This window comes from Methylobacterium fujisawaense, assembly GCF_039619325.1.
GTDB classification, from domain to species: domain Bacteria; phylum Pseudomonadota; class Alphaproteobacteria; order Rhizobiales; family Beijerinckiaceae; genus Methylobacterium; species Methylobacterium fujisawaense.
In genome coordinates this window covers 1,600,672-1,618,429 of sequence record NZ_CP155000.1, presented here as the reverse complement: position 1 = coordinate 1,618,429, position 17,758 = coordinate 1,600,672, and the positions used below count along the sequence as shown (strand labels likewise).

Annotated in this window: 14 protein-coding genes; 5 read left to right on the top strand and 9 right to left on the bottom strand. The window is 66.8% G+C overall.

Annotated features, from left to right (window positions below; genetic code table 11):
• Positions 1 to 37: 37 nt before the first annotated feature.
• The 3 genes from ABC766_RS07800 to ABC766_RS07790 are packed head-to-tail and all read right to left on the bottom strand — an operon-like array spanning position 38 to position 3,873.
• On the bottom strand, positions 38 to 1,186 hold the full coding sequence (locus tag ABC766_RS07800) for an adenylate/guanylate cyclase domain-containing protein (protein WP_342142424.1): 1,149 nt from the start codon (positions 1,184 to 1,186) through the stop codon (positions 38 to 40).
• A gap of 15 nt (positions 1,187 to 1,201) precedes the next feature.
• Positions 1,202 to 1,570, bottom strand: coding sequence for a response regulator (locus ABC766_RS07795; RefSeq protein WP_345821698.1), 369 nt, complete (start codon positions 1,568 to 1,570; stop codon positions 1,202 to 1,204).
• Positions 1,567 to 3,873, bottom strand: coding sequence for a HAMP domain-containing sensor histidine kinase (locus tag ABC766_RS07790; RefSeq protein WP_345821696.1), 2,307 nt, complete (start codon positions 3,871 to 3,873; stop codon positions 1,567 to 1,569). The genes ABC766_RS07795 and ABC766_RS07790 overlap by 4 nt, the downstream gene beginning before the upstream one ends.
• Before the next feature lie 187 nt (positions 3,874 to 4,060).
• Between ABC766_RS07790 and ABC766_RS07785 the strand changes: the two genes are divergently transcribed.
• On the top strand, positions 4,061 to 4,744 hold the full coding sequence (locus ABC766_RS07785; RefSeq protein ID WP_342142427.1) for a Crp/Fnr family transcriptional regulator: 684 nt from the start codon (positions 4,061 to 4,063) through the stop codon (positions 4,742 to 4,744).
• A gap of 50 nt (positions 4,745 to 4,794) precedes the next feature.
• On the opposite strand, the gene ABC766_RS07780 is transcribed toward ABC766_RS07785, so the two are convergent.
• Entirely contained in the window at positions 4,795 to 6,498 is a 1,704-nt protein-coding gene (locus ABC766_RS07780) for an SUMF1/EgtB/PvdO family nonheme iron enzyme (protein ID WP_345821695.1), read from the bottom strand.
• Between the two features lie 335 nt (positions 6,499 to 6,833).
• Between ABC766_RS07780 and ABC766_RS07775 the strand changes: the two genes are divergently transcribed.
• The gene (locus ABC766_RS07775) at positions 6,834 to 7,736 is read left to right on the top strand and encodes a DUF4399 domain-containing protein (protein WP_345821694.1); all 903 of its coding nucleotides are present in this window, start codon (positions 6,834 to 6,836) and stop codon (positions 7,734 to 7,736) included.
• Between the two features lie 90 nt (positions 7,737 to 7,826).
• On the opposite strand, the gene ABC766_RS07770 is transcribed toward ABC766_RS07775, so the two are convergent.
• The 4 genes from ABC766_RS07770 to ABC766_RS07755 form a co-directional block, all read right to left on the bottom strand.
• The gene (locus tag ABC766_RS07770) at positions 7,827 to 8,057 is read right to left on the bottom strand and encodes a hypothetical protein (RefSeq protein ID WP_345821693.1); all 231 of its coding nucleotides are present in this window, start codon (positions 8,055 to 8,057) and stop codon (positions 7,827 to 7,829) included.
• A gap of 194 nt (positions 8,058 to 8,251) precedes the next feature.
• The gene (locus ABC766_RS07765) at positions 8,252 to 9,694 is read right to left on the bottom strand and encodes a calcium-binding protein (protein ID WP_345821691.1); all 1,443 of its coding nucleotides are present in this window, start codon (positions 9,692 to 9,694) and stop codon (positions 8,252 to 8,254) included.
• Between the two features lie 1,127 nt (positions 9,695 to 10,821).
• Positions 10,822 to 12,594, bottom strand: a complete 1,773-nt coding sequence (locus tag ABC766_RS07760) for a type I secretion system permease/ATPase (protein WP_345821690.1) — start codon at positions 12,592 to 12,594, stop codon at positions 10,822 to 10,824.
• Positions 12,595 to 12,798: 204 nt separating this feature from the next.
• Positions 12,799 to 13,608 (bottom strand): hypothetical protein, encoded by an 810-nt coding sequence (locus ABC766_RS07755; protein WP_345821689.1) that lies wholly within the window; start codon positions 13,606 to 13,608, stop codon positions 12,799 to 12,801.
• Positions 13,609 to 14,099: 491 nt separating this feature from the next.
• Here ABC766_RS07755 and ABC766_RS07750 point away from each other — a divergent pair, with 491 nt between their 5' ends.
• The 3 genes from ABC766_RS07750 (at position 14,100) to ABC766_RS07740 (ending at position 16,984) form a co-directional block, all read left to right on the top strand.
• On the top strand, positions 14,100 to 14,432 hold the full coding sequence (locus tag ABC766_RS07750; RefSeq protein WP_345821688.1) for a hypothetical protein: 333 nt from the start codon (positions 14,100 to 14,102) through the stop codon (positions 14,430 to 14,432).
• 37 nt (positions 14,433 to 14,469) lie between these two features.
• A complete protein-coding gene (locus tag ABC766_RS07745) occupies positions 14,470 to 15,456 on the top strand; it encodes a M23 family metallopeptidase (RefSeq protein ID WP_345821687.1) in 987 nt (328 codons plus the stop codon).
• A 175-nt stretch (positions 15,457 to 15,631) separates the two neighbouring features.
• Positions 15,632 to 16,984: an HlyD family type I secretion periplasmic adaptor subunit gene (locus ABC766_RS07740; protein WP_342143971.1), complete on the top strand. Its 1,353-nt coding sequence runs from the start codon at positions 15,632 to 15,634 to the stop codon at positions 16,982 to 16,984.
• On the opposite strand, the gene ABC766_RS07735 is transcribed toward ABC766_RS07740, so the two are convergent.
• Positions 16,954 to 17,673 (bottom strand): DDE-type integrase/transposase/recombinase, encoded by a 720-nt coding sequence (locus ABC766_RS07735; protein WP_345821686.1) that lies wholly within the window; start codon positions 17,671 to 17,673, stop codon positions 16,954 to 16,956. The two genes, ABC766_RS07740 and ABC766_RS07735, sit on opposite strands and share 31 nt — an antisense overlap.
• Positions 17,674 to 17,758 lie beyond the last annotated feature (85 nt).

Below are 17,758 nucleotides of genomic sequence, written 5' to 3'. Positions count from 1 at the left end.
GGGCTGACGAACGACGGACCGCGCTGCCGGGCCCGGGTCAGGTGCCGGTCCGATCCTCCGACATGCCCACAAGCTCGAAGGCTGCAACCTCGCGCAGGAAGCCCTTGAGTGGAAGATTGCCGAGCGGGCGCGCTTGAACGACCGTCTGGACAGCGCTGAAGACCGACCGGCTCACCACGATCTGTCCCGCCTGAGCCACGTCGCAGAGTCGGGATGCCAGGTTGGTGACGCTTCCGACGGCCCCGTACTCGAATCGCCCCTCGAAACCTATTTGTCCGAGGGTCGCGTAGCCTCGTGCGAGCCCCAGACCGAAACCGATCGAATGGCCGCGCGCATCCCACTGCCGCGACAAGCTCCCGACGCGTTCGCGGAGAGCGAAAGCCATGCGCACGGCGCGCTCGGTATGGTCCGGGCACGGATAGGGATCGTTGAAGTAAGTCATGATGCCGTCGCCGGCGAAGTGCTCCAGAGTCCCTTCATAGTGGAAGACGGCTTGGCCGACGGTCGCGTGATACTCGCGAAGAACGGCGACCACCTCTTCCGGCGCGGCCGTATCCGTAAACGCCGTGAAGCCGCGCAGGTCGCAGAACACCACCGTGATCTCGCGCCTGTGCGGCTCCAAGAGGGAGTGGTCGTCGCGGTCGGCGGCGACGAGATCGGCGATCTGGGGCGAGAGGAACCGCCGCAATCGGCCGATCCGCTGTAGCTCGGCGGCCTTGACGGCGACCTGGCTCTCGAGATCACGGTTTGACTCGGCGAGTGCTGCCTTCTGGTCCGCGAGTTCGCGCGCTTGCGCCCGCACGGTGTCGGTCAGCGCCTTGAGCCGCAGCATCGAGCGCACCCGCGCCATCAGCGCAGCATGCTCGTAGGGTTTCGTCAGATATTCATCCGCCCCGGCATCGAGCCCCTCGACGACGTCGCGCGTCTCCACCCGCGCGGTGAGCAGCACGACGGGGACGTAGCGCAGCACCTCATCCGTCTTGAGGCGACGCAGAACGTCCAACCCGCTGAGACGTGGCATCATCACGTCGAGAAGGATCAAATCCGGCGGCTTGGCAGCCGCCCGCGCCAGGGCGGTCTCGCCGTCCGGTGCGAGCCCAACCTCGTAGCCCTGAGCCTCCAGGCGGACACGCAGGATCTCCAGGTTCTCGGGACTGTCGTCGACAACGAGGATATGCGCCGGCACGGCCTCCGCTCCGCCTCAAACGTCGACGAGCATCTGGCGAACGAGGCTCAGGATCTTGCGTGGGCTGAACGGCTTGGCGACGTAGCCGTCGCAGCCCGCGGCGAGGGCCCGGTCTTCGTCGCCCGAGAGCGCGTAGGAGGTCACGGCAACGACCGGTATGTGCCGCGTTGCGGGATCCGCCTTCAGGCGTCGCGCGGCTTCGTATCCATCCATCACCGGAAGCTGGATATCCATCAGGATGAGGTCGGGCAGCTCGGCCTGTGCCACTTCGACCCCTCGCCGCCCATCCGGAGCCTCGACGATGCCATAGCCCGCGGCCGAGAGAAGGTCGCGCAGGATGCGACGATTGTCCTCCGTGTCCTCGACGATCAGTATTCGCTTCATGAAGCCTTCCTTCTCTCGACCGATGTCCGGATCGGAAGGGTCACTTGGAACACGGCACCCTGACCCAGCTCCGACCGCACCTCGATCCGGCCGCCGTGGAGGAAAACGAGCTGGCGGGTGATCGACAGGCCCAGTCCCGTGCCACCCTGCTGGCGCGTGCTCGAGCTGTCGACCTGCTGGAATTCGTCGAAGATTCGTGCCTGATCCGCGGGTGCGATTCCGGGACCGGTATCGGACACCGTTATGACGAAGGTGTCGTCGACGACGCGGGCAGCCACCTCCACGGAGCCGGTCTGCGTGAACTTGATGGCGTTGCCCACGAGATTCATGAGCACTTGTGTGAGCCGCCGCTCATCGCCCTGTCCGATCGGCAGTGTCTGCGGGACGTCGACCGTCAGGGCGAGGCCCTTGGCCTGGGCTAGCGAGGAGGCCGCCACCGTGACGGATTCGATCAACGCGCCCAGCGCGTAATCCTGGACATCGAGCGTGAGCAGGCCGGCCTCGATCTTCGTGAAGTCGAGAACGTCGTTGATCAGGCTCAGCAGGTGGCGGCCGTTGATCTGGATCCGCTCCAGCGCCTGGCTGGCCTTCTCGCTGAGCGGACCGTACAGCCCGTCGGCCAGAAGCTCCGAATAGCCCAGCACGGCATTCAGCGGCGTGCGAAGCTCGTGGCTCATGTTGGCGAAGAACTGCGTCTTATGGAGATCGGCGGCGGCGAGCTGTCTGCCTTTCTCGTCGACCTCTTGGAAGAGACGCGCGTTGCGGATCGCGAGGGCAGCCTGATGCGCGAAGGTGTGCAGGACATGCTCGGAACTGCCCAGAGGCGCGGCGGCGTCTCTTGAAAGCAGGAGGAGGAAGCCGAGTCGGCCGTCGCTGTCGCCGAGAATGATGAGCGTGGCGGCCTGAAACCCCTCCGCGACGCCCGTGAGAAGCCCGCTGATCGTGGTCAGGTCGTGGACCGGGATCACTTCAGCCGCGGCGTCACCGGCTCTCGCAAGGGCGTTGGCCGGTAGTATGTCGCTGACCGCGCTGGGCGGAAGACCATAGTCGCCCGCGCGGCGGAACGTCTCGCCCGGCGCCTCGACCAAGTAGACGGCGCTTGCGTCCGAACCCGCAAGGATCGCTGCTCGCGCGGCGATCGCCCGCACGACGTCATCGACCTGTAGTGAGGCGACGATGGCGCGCCCGGTTTCCTCGAGGGCCCGAAGCTCGCTGACCGAGCGGGCGAGATCCCGAGTCTGCCTCTGAATCTCGCTCTCAAGCCGCGCATACGATGTCGAGAGTGCGTCGGCCATGGTGTTGAAGCGCGTTGCCAGGGCCTCGAACTCGTCGCCTGTGCGGACGGCGATGCGATGCTCGAACCGGTTGGCCGCGAAGTGCTCGGCCCCGGCGTGCAGCGCGCGGATCGGCACCAGCATGCGGCGGGCCAACAGGAGACTGGCGCAGATCGCCACGACAAGGCCGAACGCGAGAAGCCAGACGAGACGGATGAGCAGGTCGCGAACCGGGGCGAGCGCCTCGCTCAAAGGCTGCGCGACGATGAGCGAGGCGGGCAGCGCGGCGAGCGAATATTGCGTGGCCACCACCGGCTGTCCCGCGGCATCGGAGGCGTAGGTCACCGAACCGGGTGTCGGCAAGGTCAGGCGATCACCCGTTGCGTGCGGGCTCCTGTCGGAGCGGGCGATGCTGATCCCGTCCGGGGTTACGAGGTCGGCGTAGCTTCCGACGCCAGCGGTCGAGAACGGGAGGCTCCCGGTCAGGGCGGTCAGCTTGACGCGCGCGAGTGTGGCGCCCGTCCCCGCGCCCGGATGCGGCAGGAGGAGGTTCGCGTAAATCTCGCCCCCGACGACTTGGAGATTCTGAAATCCCTTGTGCGGCGGGACCGGCCCCAGATCAGACGATACCAGGGGATCGGTGCTGTCCAGCCGGCGGGCTCGGACACGCTCGCGGCCTTCGCCATCGAAGAAGGCGAGCGTCAGGACGATCGGCGTCTGGTCGAGGAGCGCAGCGTAGTCCTCGCGGTGCTGGGCGAGGCTCTGGGCGCTCGCCCGGGTCACCCAGCCCACCTGCCGCTCGATCTCCGCCAGCGTGTCCTCGACGGCCGCGGTCGCGCTGGCCGCGAAGGTGGCTTGGCTGCGCGCGACGCGCTCGACCGTTTCCCGATACAAAAACCACGTCTCGACGGCCGCGTTGATTGTCAGGACCAGGGCGACGAGACTCACGAGCGTCAGGACGTATTTGCGGAACAGGCTGCCTCGCCAAGTCAAGCTCGGCGCCGACGAGAGTGCGCCCTCCGTCCGCATCGGCAGACTCCACAATGCCCGGCCGGTAGGGACGGCTCGTCCCCACAATAGGTGGCGCAAATCGCCTTTGAATGCTCTATAAACAGCATGGTCGAACAGGGAACATTGGGCAACTGAAATCAAGCCGTTGCACGATCACCTGCGTTCGCGTGAGAACCTGATGCTCTCATGTTCTCGAGGTGAGGTGATGTCGAAAGTCTCCGGTTTCGGTTCGCTTCTGCGCGTCAATCCGCTGTTCGCGGACCTCGGTCCCGAGGTGATCGACTGTCTTGCCGAGATGGCGACGACGCGCATGATGCGGGCCGGCGAATTGCTCTTCCAAGTCGGCGACCCCGGCGACACGCTCTACGGCATCCGGCGCGGGGAAATCCGAATCGAGACTGGGACCGAGGCCGGGCGACGCATCGTTCTGAACAGCCTGGGGGCCGGCGACCTGTTCGGTGAGATCGCGCTCCTCGACGGCCACGAGCGCACGGCCGATGCGGTGGCTGCCGTGGCGAGCGAGGTCTTCGTCCTGCGGCGTTCCGATCTTCTCGCCTACCTGAAGCGCGAGCCCGACGTGGCCATCCGGTTGATCGGCCTGCTCTGCAGCCGGATCCGGTACATCGCCGGTCAGATGAACGAACTGGCGACGCTGTCTCTGGGAGCCCGGCTCGCCCGCCGGCTGACGGTGCTGGCCGAGGATTTCGGCAACGAGATCCAGATCTCGCAGGAGCAGCTCGGCGCGTTCGTGGGCGGCACGCGCGAGAGCGTGAACCGCCAATTGCAGGTCTGGCGCCGCGCCGGCTACATCGATCTGCGCCGGGGCTGCGTCGTTCTCCTCGATGAAGAGGCGCTCACCCGCATGGCGCAGGAGCCGTCCTGCGCGTGATCCGACGACGGACCGGGCCGGACCCGGAGGGGCGAGCCGCTCGCTGCCGGTCACGGCAGAGCGCGCACCACCCGGAACCCGTTGGCATAGTAACGGACGTCGGCATCGTACCGGAAGCGCGCCGAGGGCTTCACGTAGCTGGCAGAACTGTCGAAGGAACCGCCCCGAAGCACCCGTTGGCCGCACGCCCCGGTGAGCCAGGCCGTTCCGTCTTGCGGGGCGCCACGGTAGGAATCGTTCCAGCAATCCTCGACCCACTCGGCAGCGTTGCCCGCCATGTCGAACAGGCCGAAACCGTTGGGCGCGAAGCTCGCGACGCTCGACAGTTCCCGGCTGGCCGTCCGGCTGCAATCGCGGCAATTGGCCTTGCTGTCGCCGACCTGGGGTCCCCAGGCGAAGGCGGTGCTGGTCCCGCCATGCGCGGCGTATTCCCACTCCGCCTCGCTCGGCAGGCGGTAGGTTCGCCGCGTCAGCGCGCTGAGCCAGGCGACATATTCCTGCGCGTCGAACCAGCTCACATTCGTGATCGGTTGCGTGCCGGCCTGGTCGTCCGCGGTATTTGGCCGGTACTTACAGGCCCCTGCCTCGACGCAGCTGCGCCACTCGTTGATGGTCGTCTCCCGACGTGCGATCGCGAACGGGCGCGGGATCGTCACCCGGTGGATGGGCCGGTCGAACGGCTGCGCGCCGGCGCCCATGTCGAAAGTCCCCGCCCGCAGGATGACGAGTTCGGGGCAGGTGTCACAGTCTCGCAGGTTCTGTCCCGCCGTCTGAAGGCCCTCCTGCATCGGCGCCTGAGACCGCGGCGGGGCCGGAGCGGCCGGCGGGCTCGGAACCGGCAAGGCCGCCGCGGTCTGCGGGAGGACCGCCGGGGGCGGTGCAGGGGATGGCGCCGGCAGCGGGACCGGATCGGGCGGCGGACGACGCGCGACCCGAGGCGGCTCGGCCCTGCTGATGCGGTCCGGCACAGGCGCCGGCGCGGCGTTGGCCGCCGCGACGGCGAAACGAAACTCATCGATTAAGGACGAGGAGATCCATGGAACGCGATCCCCCTTCGAGGCGCGCGACACCCCGATCCGGGTGTGCGTGAACGCCTCTTCCGCGGTGAGGTTCGGGGCACGCAGTTCCTTCCCGAGTTCACTCACGAACAGGCTGATGTCACCGTCCTCCTCGCGCACCAACTTCCCGGGCGGAGCCGAGAATAGGATCAAGCTCCCTTCCGGAGCGTCGACCGGCGCCAAGCCCGCGGACGAAGCGCGGAAGCGGCGCTCGAAGGGGTTCTGCCGAGCCGCATCGACCACCGCGATCTTCACGCGCACGCCGCGCCGGTTCAACTCGCTCAGGATCGCATCGAGGCTGATGCCGTCACGACGGACCTCCGTCTCGGACCAGATCTGCGCGTTGACGGGGATCAGGTAGCTCTGGCGCTCGACCTGGATGCCATATCCGCCGAAATAGACGAAGGCGGCCGCACCGGCATTCAGCTTGGCGTAGAATGCGTCCAGGGTCGCCTGCACGTCCTCCCGCCTCAGGTTCTCGCGCAGGTCGACGTCGAAATCGCTTCGCCGCAACTCTTCCGCGAGAAGGCGGCCGTCCTTCACGATCGTCGGCAACGAGCCCTGAGCGTCGGGGTAGCGGCTGTTGGCGATGAGCAGAGCGAACCGCCGCCCGGCCCCGATCGGATTCTGGGCCTGTCCAGGCCCTGCCGTCAGAAGCATTCCGCTCAGCGCGAAAAATGCCAGAAAGATCAGCACGCCGTATCCGCCGATGCGGCCGCGTAACCCCGCCCGAGGCGTCAGATCCGGCGGGCTTCGAACATAGATCCGTCCTGGCATGAACGATGACCTGCGCGCGATGAGCGGACGAGCGAGAACTGCAGTGTATGTAGAAATGGCCGAAGCGCAATGATCGCTCGACCAAATGTCGGCTCATTCCTGGGATTATGTCGCATCAATCAAGATATAGATAGGTTTCAATTGCCATTCCAGCGCCGGCGTAGTATGGATCGGGCGCCGTACCGCTCGAATTGAAGAGACGTCGCATTCCGTCGAAATGCGAATTGTGATTAGCGCGCTGCGCAGGAGGCATCGTGATTGATGCGGCGAAACCCATTGTGGGCGGCCTGCCTCGCGCGGCTCTCGTTCTGCTGCTGACCGCATCCGCCGCAGCGGCGCAGGAGCGCAAGAGTGGTCCGACGCCGTCGCCGCCGGGGGCAGCGGTCTACTTCGTGGATGTCAAGAACGGCGGCACCCTGACGCCCAAGGCGACGATCCATTTCGGCCTGCGGAAGATGGGTGTGGCACCGGCGGGCATGGACCGCCCGAACTCTGGACACCACCATCTCCTGATCGACACGCCGATGCCGGCTGCGGACAGGCCGATCCCGAACGACTTCAATCACGTGCATTTCGGCGCCGGGCAGACCGAGGCTGAGATTGAACTGACGCCAGGCGAGCACACGCTCCAACTGCTGCTCGCCGATAAGGATCACATCCCGCACAATCCCCCGGTGGCGTCAGAGGTCATCAAGGTCCGGGTCGTGTCCCCGACCGCCGAGCCCGTCGCCGCGGGAGGGGGAGGGGGAGGGGCCGTCCAGCAGCGCCCGTCACCGCCGGGAGCGCGGGTGTACTTCGTTCAGCCGCGCAATGGCGACGTTGTCGGACGAAAGACCCTGATCCGCTTCGGGCTGACCGGGATGGGTGTGGCACCGGCGGGTTTCGATAAGGCCAATACCGGTCACCACCATCTGCTGATCGACACCACTCTACGCGCGCTCGATGAGCGGATCCCGAATGATTTCGAGCACCTGCATTTCGGGCTGGGACAGACGGAGGCGCTGGTCACGCTGCCCCTCGGCACACACAGCCTACAGCTGGTTCTCGCCGACGCGGACCACGTGCCGCACAAGCCACCCGTCATGTCCAACGTGATTCGGGTGACCGTGACGCGGACCGGACGCAAGGCGCGGCCGCGGCGCCACCACAATCGATGAATGATCACATACTGAACCACTTGGTCCCGTACGGTCGACGACCGCTCTCGCGAACGGCGTGACGAAGAAGGGCGGCGGGACGGCAACGCGTCAACGGATGGCGCAGCCGGCCGAATGGTTGGCCGCGGCTTTCGTGAAGGTTGCTCCATGCTTGTTCAGGCCATCGAGAACGGCGCGCTGTGCGAGGAGAAGATCCAAGTCGCGCCAGATCTGGCATTTGACGCGTAGTTCGGTCGAGCGTCGCATAACATCCTCCCGTCGGTTCGTTGTCTGATGGCGAGTATCGCCGCGCGTGTGGCGACCGGCTGTGACGAAGGTCACGCAGACGCGGATCCGGTGGGAGGAGGCGCCGCGAACAGAGCGGCAGGCTCACGGACCGCTCCCCGAACCGGCGGGAAGTGAATTCCCTCAGCAAAGATTGTGCGCCCGCCAGACGAAGACGCGCCCCGCCAAGAGAACTTGGCGGGGCGCGCTGTCATGGGCCTATGGCCGTAAGGTTCGGCCGATCAACGGGTTCAGTGGAACATGCCCATATCGGGAACGTGAGCATCGACGTGTCCACCCACGTCCTGGTGAACCGGCATCTGCGCGTGGCCATGATCCGCAGGTCCGCTTCCCCCGGAGAGGTGGTCATTGCCGCCCCCGCCGTGGATGGTGTCGTTGCCCTTTCCGCCGAAGACCGTGTCGTCACCCTTTCCGCCGTAGAGGTGGTCGTTACCCGACCCACCGTGGATGGTGTCGTTGCCCTTGCCGCCGGAGACGGCGTCGTCACCCTTTCCGCCGTAGAGGTGGTCGTTGCCCGACCCGCCGGAGATGGTGTCGTTGCCCTTGCCGCCGGAGACGGTGTCGTCACCCTTTCCGCCGTAGAGGTGGTCGTTACCCGACCCGCCGGAGACCGTGTCGTCGCCCTTTCCGCCGTAGAGGTGGTCGTTGCCCGACCCGCCGGAGATGGTGTCGTTGCCCTTGCCGCCGGAGACGGTGTCGTCGCCCTTTCCGCCGTAGAGGTGGTCGTTGCCCGACCCGCCGGAAATGGTGTCGTTGCCCTTGCCGCCGGAGACGGTGTCGTCGCCCTTTCCGCCGTAGAGGTGATCGTTGCCCGACCCGCCGGAGATGGTGTCGTTACCCTTGCCGCCGGAGACGGTGTCGTCACCCTTTCCGCCGTAGAGGTGGTCGTTACCCGACCCGCCGGAGACCGTGTCGTCGCCCTTTCCGCCGTAGAGGTGGTCGTTGCCCGACCCGCCGGAGATGGTGTCGTTGCCCTTGCCGCCGGAGACGGTGTCGTCGCCCTTTCCGCCGTAGAGGTGGTCGTTGCCCGACCCACCGGAGATGGTGTCGTTGCCCTTGCCGCCGGAGACCGTGTCGTCACCCTTTCCGCCGTAGAGGTGGTCGTTGCCGGCCCCGCCGTGGATGGTGTCGTTGCCCTTGCCGCCGGAGACGGTGTCGTCACCCTTTCCGCCGTAGAGGTGGTCGTTGCCCGACCCGCCGGAGATGGTGTCGTTGCCCTTGCCGCCGGAGACGGTGTCGTCGCCCTTTCCGCCGTAGAGGTGGTCGTTGCCCGACCCGCCGGAGATGGTGTCGTTGCCCTTGCCGCCGGAGACGGTGTCGTCACCCTTTCCGCCGTAGAGGTGGTCGTTGCCCGACCCGCCGGAGATGGTGTCGTTGCCTTTGCCGCCGGAGACGGTGTCGTCGCCCTTTCCGCCGTAGAGGTGGTCGTTGCCCGACCCGCCGGAGATGGTGTCGTTGCCCTTGCCGCCGGAGACGGTGTCGTCGCCCTTTCCGCCGTAGAGGTGATCGTTGCCCGACCCGCCGGAGATGGTGTCGTTGCCCTTGCCACCGTAGACGGTGTCGTTGCCGCCGCCGCCGTAGATGGTGTCATTGCCGCCGCCACCATAGATAGTGTCGTTGCCGCCGCCACCGTAAATGGTGTCGTCGCCAGGGGTTCCGAAGATCTTAGCCATGTCCGTTGCTCCGTTTGAAGGTGGACGGTGCCTTGCCGCCCTGAGGCTTATCTGTGAAACGCAGAAGTTATCCTGCGATCCATGAGACTCGATCTGGGATGCCCCGTCGAAGTCGCCCTTCTTTTACGATGCTGCCGGGACGGATACCGTGATGAAGATCACGCTGAACTCTTCAGTGACGGATCGGGCGTTATTTCTAGCCGACATGCGTGTTGCTGAAACGGGCCGTAGTCTCATGCCGCCGGCACCGTTCGGGTGCATCGCCCTCAGCGCCCATCGGGCAAGCTCTTGCCGTAAGTCTGTTCCACGGACCGCCACTTCACGCCCAAAGCGCCGCTCGGTCCCCGCGACGAAAGCGCTGCCTTCGACAGCACCTACGCATCGCCTCGGACTACGATATACGGCACAACACGATTTTGTATTTTTGTAATTTCATAACAAGTCTTGGCAATACAGCATCATGCCGGTTCGCGGCGGGGGCTTGAACAAACGTCACTTTTCCACTCTCCGTTGAATTTTACATACATGGAAGTGGATCGCACGCGGTCGGACGTCCGAAAGAGCCAGCGCCCGCTCGCTGGCAGGTCGAAGTCCCGTTCGCTTCGGAAGCGCGCCCGACGTCTCGCACGCGCGTCAAACGCCCGTCGACGCTCTCACGACAGTGCCGAGAAGGCATCGGTCACGCCCGTGATTTTCCTCGCATATGCCGTTCGGCAGATGCGGCGATCTCTTCGCCGACCGCTGTGCTGGCGGCCGGAATCAATCGACTTGACCATCTTGTGCGGGGCGAGACGGCACGGCAGCGGGCTGGGCAATGGCGTCAGACCCGCAGTCCCGGTCGTCTATCCGTCCTGCGGCCTCGCCGGGGCTCGCCGCTTCCGGTTCACGCCAGGTCCGGACCTGAACTCGGCATCGGCGCGGAGGCGGACCGGCATCTCGCAGCACGGCGTCGCCTGATGTTGCAGCGTGCGACTACTAGCCCATTGCAGATTGCCGCCGCGACGGCCATCCCGAGCATGCCTTCGCCAACAAGGCGCGGGCGGCACGGATAACCGAACCGCCCGCTCGCAGAACTTTCTACGGTGTCGAAGTCGGCTCCCCGCGTCTCCACCGGAAGCCGGACGATGTCAGGCACTCTCCTTCACGATGTGCATCGGCGGATGGTGCGCCGCCGCGCGACCAGGACCGGCATCGGTCCGAACGGTCTTCACCTCGCCGTCTGACGGACCCCGGATCTTGCGGAGCACTTCGTCCTTGGTCCCGAAAGCCGTGAGTTGGCCGCCCTCGATCGTCAGCATCAGGTCGACGGCCGTCAAGGCACTCATCCGGTGGGCCACGATGATGACGATGCCGCCGCGGGCCCGAACGCTGAGAATCGATTGGGTCAAGGCAGCGTCTCCCTCGCCGTCGAGGTTGGCGTTCGGCTCATCGAGGACGAGGAGGAAAGGAGAGCCGAAGAGGGCGCGGGCGAGGCCGATGCGCTGGCGCTGGCCGCCCGACAGGCCCGTGCCACCGTCACCCAACACCGTATCGTAGCCCTCTGGCAGGCTCTCGATCAGCGGGTGGACACCCGCCTGCCGCGCGGCCTCTTCGATTTCGGCACGGTCCGCCTGGGGCGCGAAGCGGGCGATGTTCTCTGCCACCGTGCCGGCGAACAGCGAGACCTCTTGCGGAAGGTATCCGACGTGGCGTCCGAAATCCGCGGCCTGCCATTGCGAGATCGGCACGGTGTCGAGCCAGACCGTTCCTCTGGCCAGGGGCAGGATGCCGACCAGCGCTCGCACGAGGGTCGACTTGCCCGACCCACTCGGGCCGGTGACGGCGAGCGCTTGCCCGGCCTTCAGGCTGAACTGCACCTCCTTGACCGTCAGGCGCGTGCTGCCGGGAGGGGCCACGCTCACGCCCTCTACCTTGAGCACGTGCATCGGTGCCGGCAGGGTGGAGGTGTTCCGCGTGGCCGACGCCTTGGTCACCGTTTCGGCGAGCCGGCTCCAGCTCTGCTGCGCGGCGATGACACCTTTCCAGTTCGCAATCGTCGCATCGAGCGGCGCCAGGGCGCGGCCGAGCAGGATCGATGAGGCGATGATGATGCCGGGCGAACTCTCGCCGCGGATCACCAGATAGGCGCCGAGCGCCAGGACGCCCGACTGCAGCGCCATCCGGGCTGCTTTCGAGACGGCGCTCGAGGCGCCCGCGACGTCGCTCATGCGCTGCTGCGCCAGGAGGTACTGGGCGTGGGCATCGTGCCACCGGGCCGCGAAGTGGCCCTGCATGCCCATCGCGATCAGGACGTCGGCGTTGCGGCAACTGGCGTCTGTCACGCTGCTCCGGCGCTGGCCGTGCTCGGTCGCGACTTTCGACGGTCCGCGCGTGAGGCGGTCCGCGACGAGAGTGATCACGACGAGGAGGAGCGCGCCCGAGACGGTAGTGAAGCCGATCAGGGGATGAAACAGGAAGCAGATGATGAAGTAGAGCGGCATCCAGGGCAGGTCGCAGAGTGCCGTCGGTGCCGAGCCTCCGAGGAAGCCGCGCACCTGATCGAGATCCCGCAGCGGCATCTGGCCGTTGGCGGGCGCTCCGCTCTCCACAGGACCACGCACCAGCGCCGCGAAGACGTGCGGACTCAGGCATTCATCGAGGACGGCGCCGATCCGGCTCAGGATGCGGCCCCTGAGCGCCTCAAGGGCACTCTGGAAGGCGTAGAGCATCAGAGCCAGGAGAACGAGACCCACGAGGGACGGCACCGACCGGCTCGGGAGAACACGGTCGGAGATCAGCAACATGAAGAACGAGGCTGTCAGGTACAGGATGTTGAGGAGGCCGCTGGTGACGATGAGGCTGGCCAGGGCCGAGCGGCAGCTCGACAGTGCCGCACCGAGTTCGAGGGAAGCGGGTTTCATCGCACATCGTCCCTCTTCTGGATGGTCTGGCCGAACGAGCCCGGCATGGCGCCGGTTCGTGGAGTTCGCGTGCGCGCAACCGGCCCGGATGCCTGAAACTGCGATCGACCGGGCCGAAAATCCGTGAGCAGGCTCACACAGGGCGGGTTCGGGGCGGGGCGGGCCGATCTGCGGTGTCGACCGGTCAGCCTCGTCCAGGCACTCTCAGGCGGCCATCGGGCACTTGGCGGCCGAACGCGACGCCTTCCGGTCCGTGCGCGGAACGAGCAACTGCTCGGGGCGCCGCCGCTTGGCCCTCTCGAACAGCGCGTAGGTGCGGTTCACGTAATTCGTGACGCCGCTGAGGTCGTCAATGTAGCGCTGCACCGGCGGCGTGATCTCCGCCTCCACAAGGCGCGTCGGCTTCGAGGGATCAAGGGTGTCGAAGCGGACGTAGAACCAGGGCTGGCCGCGGCGCAGGATCAGGTTCTTCGACGTATCGTGCCACTCGAACGCCCACATCAGGGGGCGCGGCCAGATGTGGACTGGGAAGCGGCCGCTGATCAGCGTCCCTGGAAGCGGCTCGGCTTGGTAGTCGAGGAATGGCGGCAGCTGGTTGATGTAGGCGACTTCGTCCGAGAGGAAGAGATAGGGCGTGATGATCTGAAGGATCGGTCGCTTCGGATGGCGCCATTCGGCCGGGTTCACGACGCTCACCATCTGACCGATCTGCTGGGGGCGGATCGTGCTGCGCGCGCCGTCCACGTTTTCCAGGACCGGCGAACGGCCCTCTTCCAGGCTGATGCGTAGATGGAGGTCGACGGGGCATCGGATCACGATGTGACGGGCGTCGAAATCGATTGCTGCGGGGCAGCCCTGGACCGACTTGGCCGATGCGGCCCGGCCGAGGTCCCGCCGGAACGGCTCCGGGTCGTCCCAGATCATGGCTGCCTTGGTATCGGCGATGGTCCAACCCACTTCGGTGACCCGCTTGGACGACTGCGCCCGGAGTCTCCTCTTCAAGAATTCGAACATGACCGGTCTCCTCGGGTAGGCTTCGGCGATTGCATCGCGGCGGCGGTCTCGCGCCTGCTGCCTGTCGTTGGATTGATATGAACCGGCACTCCCGCGGCGAACTGTGATCGGGATCACGCCCGCTTCGCTGCTTTCCGGCGGTCAATAGGTTTCGGCCCTGCCGGGCCGTGCCGACCCGCGACGCCGACCCGGCGGACGGCAATGGCAGACCCCTTGCGCGATCCGATCGGCATGGCGCAGCGGCCGTCGCTCCGTACGGGAGATCCGGTCCTTGCTGGCCTGGGCGACCTGCGCGCGGAACCGGGCCGACCGTCACCGCCGGTCGCATTTCCCGACGCCCGTCCGACGCACCCGACTCGGTGATCTGGCTCACAGTCGCCGGACCGGGCGGGTGGAACATTCAGGGCCTGAACAGCAGCAGGTGACCTGCACCTGAGGCCGCCGGATCCCCTTGGGGGCCGCGCACCGCCACCGCACAGGGAATCCGAACGATGGAAATCGAAACCCTCGAACGTCCCGCGTCCCTGAAGGTCTGGCACGCCGGAGCGGCCCGCTTCCTCTCACGGCATCCCGTGCAGTTCGCCAGCCTGCGCGAAGCGATCGCTGCGGCGGCCGCCGTCCTGGCCCATCCCGACCGGCAACCCTGGATCGTCACCGCGGACGGTGACCTGCTGCCGCCGAATTGGATCAGCGGTAGCCTCAAGCGGGCCGTTCCGGCTGGCGCCGGCAGCCGCGAAGCCCGCTATTCCTCGCAGGGCGAGGTCGCCGCACGTTTCGGCGTCTCGCCCGGGAAGGGCAGGGCGATCCCCCTCGGATCCGCCTGAGACCATCACGTCGAACTTCCTTGAAAGTGAGCCGATCATGCGAGCGTCGCGCGTCTTCGCCTGCCTCCTCGTGACGATCCTCGGGTCGATGCGAGCAAGTGCCGATCTTCTTCGATTGCAGCTTCCGCTCGCCTGCGAACCGGGCCGAACCTGCTTCGTCCAGTACTACGTTGATCGCGACCCCGGTCCCGCGGCCCGCGATTTCACCGGCGGTTCGCAGACCTACGATCGGCATGACGGCACGGACTTCCGCCTTCCTTCCTCCGTCGCCGCAGCGGGTCCGCTCGGAGCCGTGCGGGCGGCAGCCGCCGGCACCGTGCTCCGCATCCGCAACGACGCGCCCGACGTCTCGGTTCGCGAGACCGGATTGGCGAAGGTCGCGGGCGTCGAATGCGGAAACGGTCTCGTCATCGCGCATGCGGATTCGTACGACACCCAGTATTGCCATCTGGCCCAGGGTAGCGTGACGGTGCGGCCCAACGAGGTCGTGACGGCCGGTCAGGTCATCGGTCATGTCGGCCTCTCTGGCGCAACGGAGTTTTCGCATCTCCATTTCACCGTTCGCCGGGCCGGTCGCCCCGTCGATCCCTTCGCGATCGAGGGTTCAGCCCAGATCGGCCGCGACGCGAGCCTCTGGGATGAATCGCTCGGGGCGAGCCTTCGCTACCGCTCCGGAACGGTCCTCAATTCCGGCTTCTCGGACGGTCCCGTGACGATGGAGGCCGTCGAGGCCGACGCCGCCAGTCCCCTCGGTGCACGCGGGGAGAGCCTCGTCGCTTGGGTCCGGGCGATCAGCCTCGAGGTCGGCGACGTGCAGCGACTTGTCGTCCGGGCTCCGGACGGACAGATTCTCGCTGAGAACCGCTTGTCGCCGCTCGCCAATCCACGCGCGCAATCTCTGGTCTTCACCGGGAAGCGACGTCCGGCCGAGGGCTTTCGCGCGGGGACCTACGAGGCGACCTACGAGGTCGTGCGCGCCGGCCGGGTCGTTATCGTGCACCGCTTCGTCGCGACCCTCCCGTAGCGCGCCGCCGGGATCGGACCCGGCTCCCCTCTGTGACCTGTCTCACGGACCCGCGGCACGTGCGCACGACAACATCTCCTCCGGTCGAGACCGCTCCAACCCGCCGTCCCGGTCCTCCGCGCACCCGCCCGTTGCGTCGGGCTGTCATCACCGCTTCACACCCCAGGGGGACAGGATGCCCACCGCCATTCCGATGCGCGTCGTAGCAGAGCACGCGTCACCGCCTCTCGGTCACGCGTCCCGGGCGGCGATCCGACGGCAGGTCCGCGTCACCGCCCTGTTGGTCATGACGCTCGTCGGCGGCGTCGGCGGGTGGGCAAGCTTCACGCAGATCGGCGGTGCGGTCATCGCGTCCGGAAGGCTCGTGGTCGAGAGCGACGTGAAGAAGGTTCAGCATCCGATCGGCGGGATCGTCGGCGAGCTGCGCGTGCACGAAGGCGACCACGTCAGGTCCGGCGACATCCTGGTGCGGCTCGACGAGACGCAGTCACGGGCAATCCTCGACACCGTTCTCCGCGCGATGGATGCGCTCGCGGCCAAGCGGACGCGCGAGGAGGCGGAGCGCGACGGCGACATCGCCCTTAATTTCCCGTCCGATCTCCAGGCCCGGGCCTCCTCGGACGACGCGGTCGCGCGCCTCATCGACAGCGAGACCCGCTTGTTCCTCGCGCGCGGAAAGGCGCGACAGGGTCGCAAGGCTCAGCTGCGCGAACGCATCGCCCAGCTCAGCCAGGAGATTGCCGGGATCAACGATCAGATGACCGCGAAGACGCGGGAAGTCTCCGCGGTGGACCAAGAGCTGAAGGGAATCCGCGAGCTCTGGCAGAAGAACTTGGTCCAGCTTCCCCGCCTCACCTCCTTGGAACGCGAAGCTGCGCGACTGGAGGGGGATCGCGGCCGTTTCGCCGCTTCGATCGCGCAGACCAAGGGCAAGATCAACGAGGTCGAGCTGCAGATTATGCAGGTCGATGAGGACATGCGGAACGAGGTGAGCAGGGATCTGACCGAGATCCGGAGCAAGTGGGCGGAATACGAGGAGAAGCGGACAGCCGCCCTCGATCAGCTCCGGCGCACCGATCTTCGGGCGCCGCAGGATGGCGTCGTTCACCAGATGACCGTGCACACGGTGGGCGGGCTCGTGACCCCCAACGAACCCGCGATGCTGATCGTCCCCGAGTCCGACGAGCTCGCGGTCGAGGTCCGGGTGGAGCCCAAAGATATCGATCACGTGCAGATCGACCAGCTCGCGACCCTGCGCTTCTCGGCGCTCAATCAGCGCACGACGCCCGAGATCAGCGGGCTCGTGGATCGCGTCGCGGCCGACGTGACGCAGGATCCGAAGACAGGCCTGAGCTTCTACAAGGCGCGTATCCGGGTCTCCGATACCGAGCGCGCGCGTCTGGGCGAGATCCGGCTCGTGCCCGGCATGCCGGTCGACGCCTTTCTCAAGACCGGTGACCGCACGGTGCTGTCATATCTGACGAAGCCGCTGATGGATCAGATCAGCAAAGCTTGGCGAGACCGATGAGCGTCCGCCGCCCGATGGCTCGAGACGGTTCTGGGCGCCAAGGAACGAAGGCTCCGGTCCGCCGGGGGTGAGAGGTCCGGCAGCCCGCGCGTGCTGGCGCGAGCGCCCAGACCGCCCGTGGGAGGACCGGCCGGCGAACGCATGCCGGGCTTCGCGCTTCGGCCCGGCTGCCCGTCCAGATGATCGCGGATTCCTTTGCCGACCGCGTTGGAGCACCGCTTCCAATGCTGGACGGGGCATCGCAGACGTCGCCGTCGCGGCAGGACGGCGAAGCCTCGGGACGAACGGCTCAGGACCACGGATCGGTCGTCAAGCGTGGAGCGGCGCCGCGTCCTCGTTCTGGGAGCGACCGGCACGATCAATCGCACGATCGTGCGGGCGCTGGCGTCACGCGGCCGGCGCTGAGTGACGGCCATCTCCAGCGCGTCGAGCCCCAACTCCGAGCGCAGGTGGTTGGCCATTGCCCAGCCAACGATCCGCCGGCTGAAGGCATCCAGCACCACGGCGCGGTAGAGGAAGCCGGCCGCGGTCGGTACGTAGGCGATGTCGGCCACCCGCAGCGGGTTCGGCGCCTCGGCCAGGAAATTGCGGTCGACAGGGTCTGGGGCGGGACGCGCCTTCTGATCGCGCCGGGTCGTGTCGGGACCGCCGCGCCGATGGCTGGCGCCGACGAGGCTGGCCTCGCGCATCGGCCGAGCGATGCGCTTCCAAGAATGCCGCTCGCCCTGCTCGCGCAGGTCGGCGTGGATATGCAGCGCGCCCTAGGTTGGCGCG

What these genes read in the sequence shown, in the direction of transcription:
- ABC766_RS07795 (WP_345821698.1), bottom strand. Translation starts at nt 1,570, where the DNA reads ATGAAGCGAATACTGATCGTCGAGGACACGGAGGACAATCGTCGCATC.
- ABC766_RS07790 (WP_345821696.1), bottom strand. Translation starts at nt 3,873, where the DNA reads ATGCGGACGGAGGGCGCACTCTCGTCGGCGCCGAGCTTGACTTGGCGA.
- ABC766_RS07785 (WP_342142427.1), top strand. Translation starts at nt 4,061, where the DNA reads ATGTCGAAAGTCTCCGGTTTCGGTTCGCTTCTGCGCGTCAATCCGCTG.
- ABC766_RS07765 (WP_345821691.1), bottom strand. Translation starts at nt 9,694, where the DNA reads ATGGCTAAGATCTTCGGAACCCCTGGCGACGACACCATTTACGGTGGC.
- ABC766_RS07760 (WP_345821690.1), bottom strand. Translation starts at nt 12,594, where the DNA reads ATGAAACCCGCTTCCCTCGAACTCGGTGCGGCACTGTCGAGCTGCCGC.
- ABC766_RS07755 (WP_345821689.1), bottom strand. Translation starts at nt 13,608, where the DNA reads ATGTTCGAATTCTTGAAGAGGAGACTCCGGGCGCAGTCGTCCAAGCGG.
- ABC766_RS07750 (WP_345821688.1), top strand. Translation starts at nt 14,100, where the DNA reads ATGGAAATCGAAACCCTCGAACGTCCCGCGTCCCTGAAGGTCTGGCAC.
- ABC766_RS07745 (WP_345821687.1), top strand. Translation starts at nt 14,470, where the DNA reads ATGCGAGCGTCGCGCGTCTTCGCCTGCCTCCTCGTGACGATCCTCGGG.
- ABC766_RS07740 (WP_342143971.1), top strand. Translation starts at nt 15,632, where the DNA reads ATGCCCACCGCCATTCCGATGCGCGTCGTAGCAGAGCACGCGTCACCG.
- ABC766_RS07735 (WP_345821686.1), bottom strand. Translation starts at nt 17,673, where the DNA reads ATGCGCGAGGCCAGCCTCGTCGGCGCCAGCCATCGGCGCGGCGGTCCC.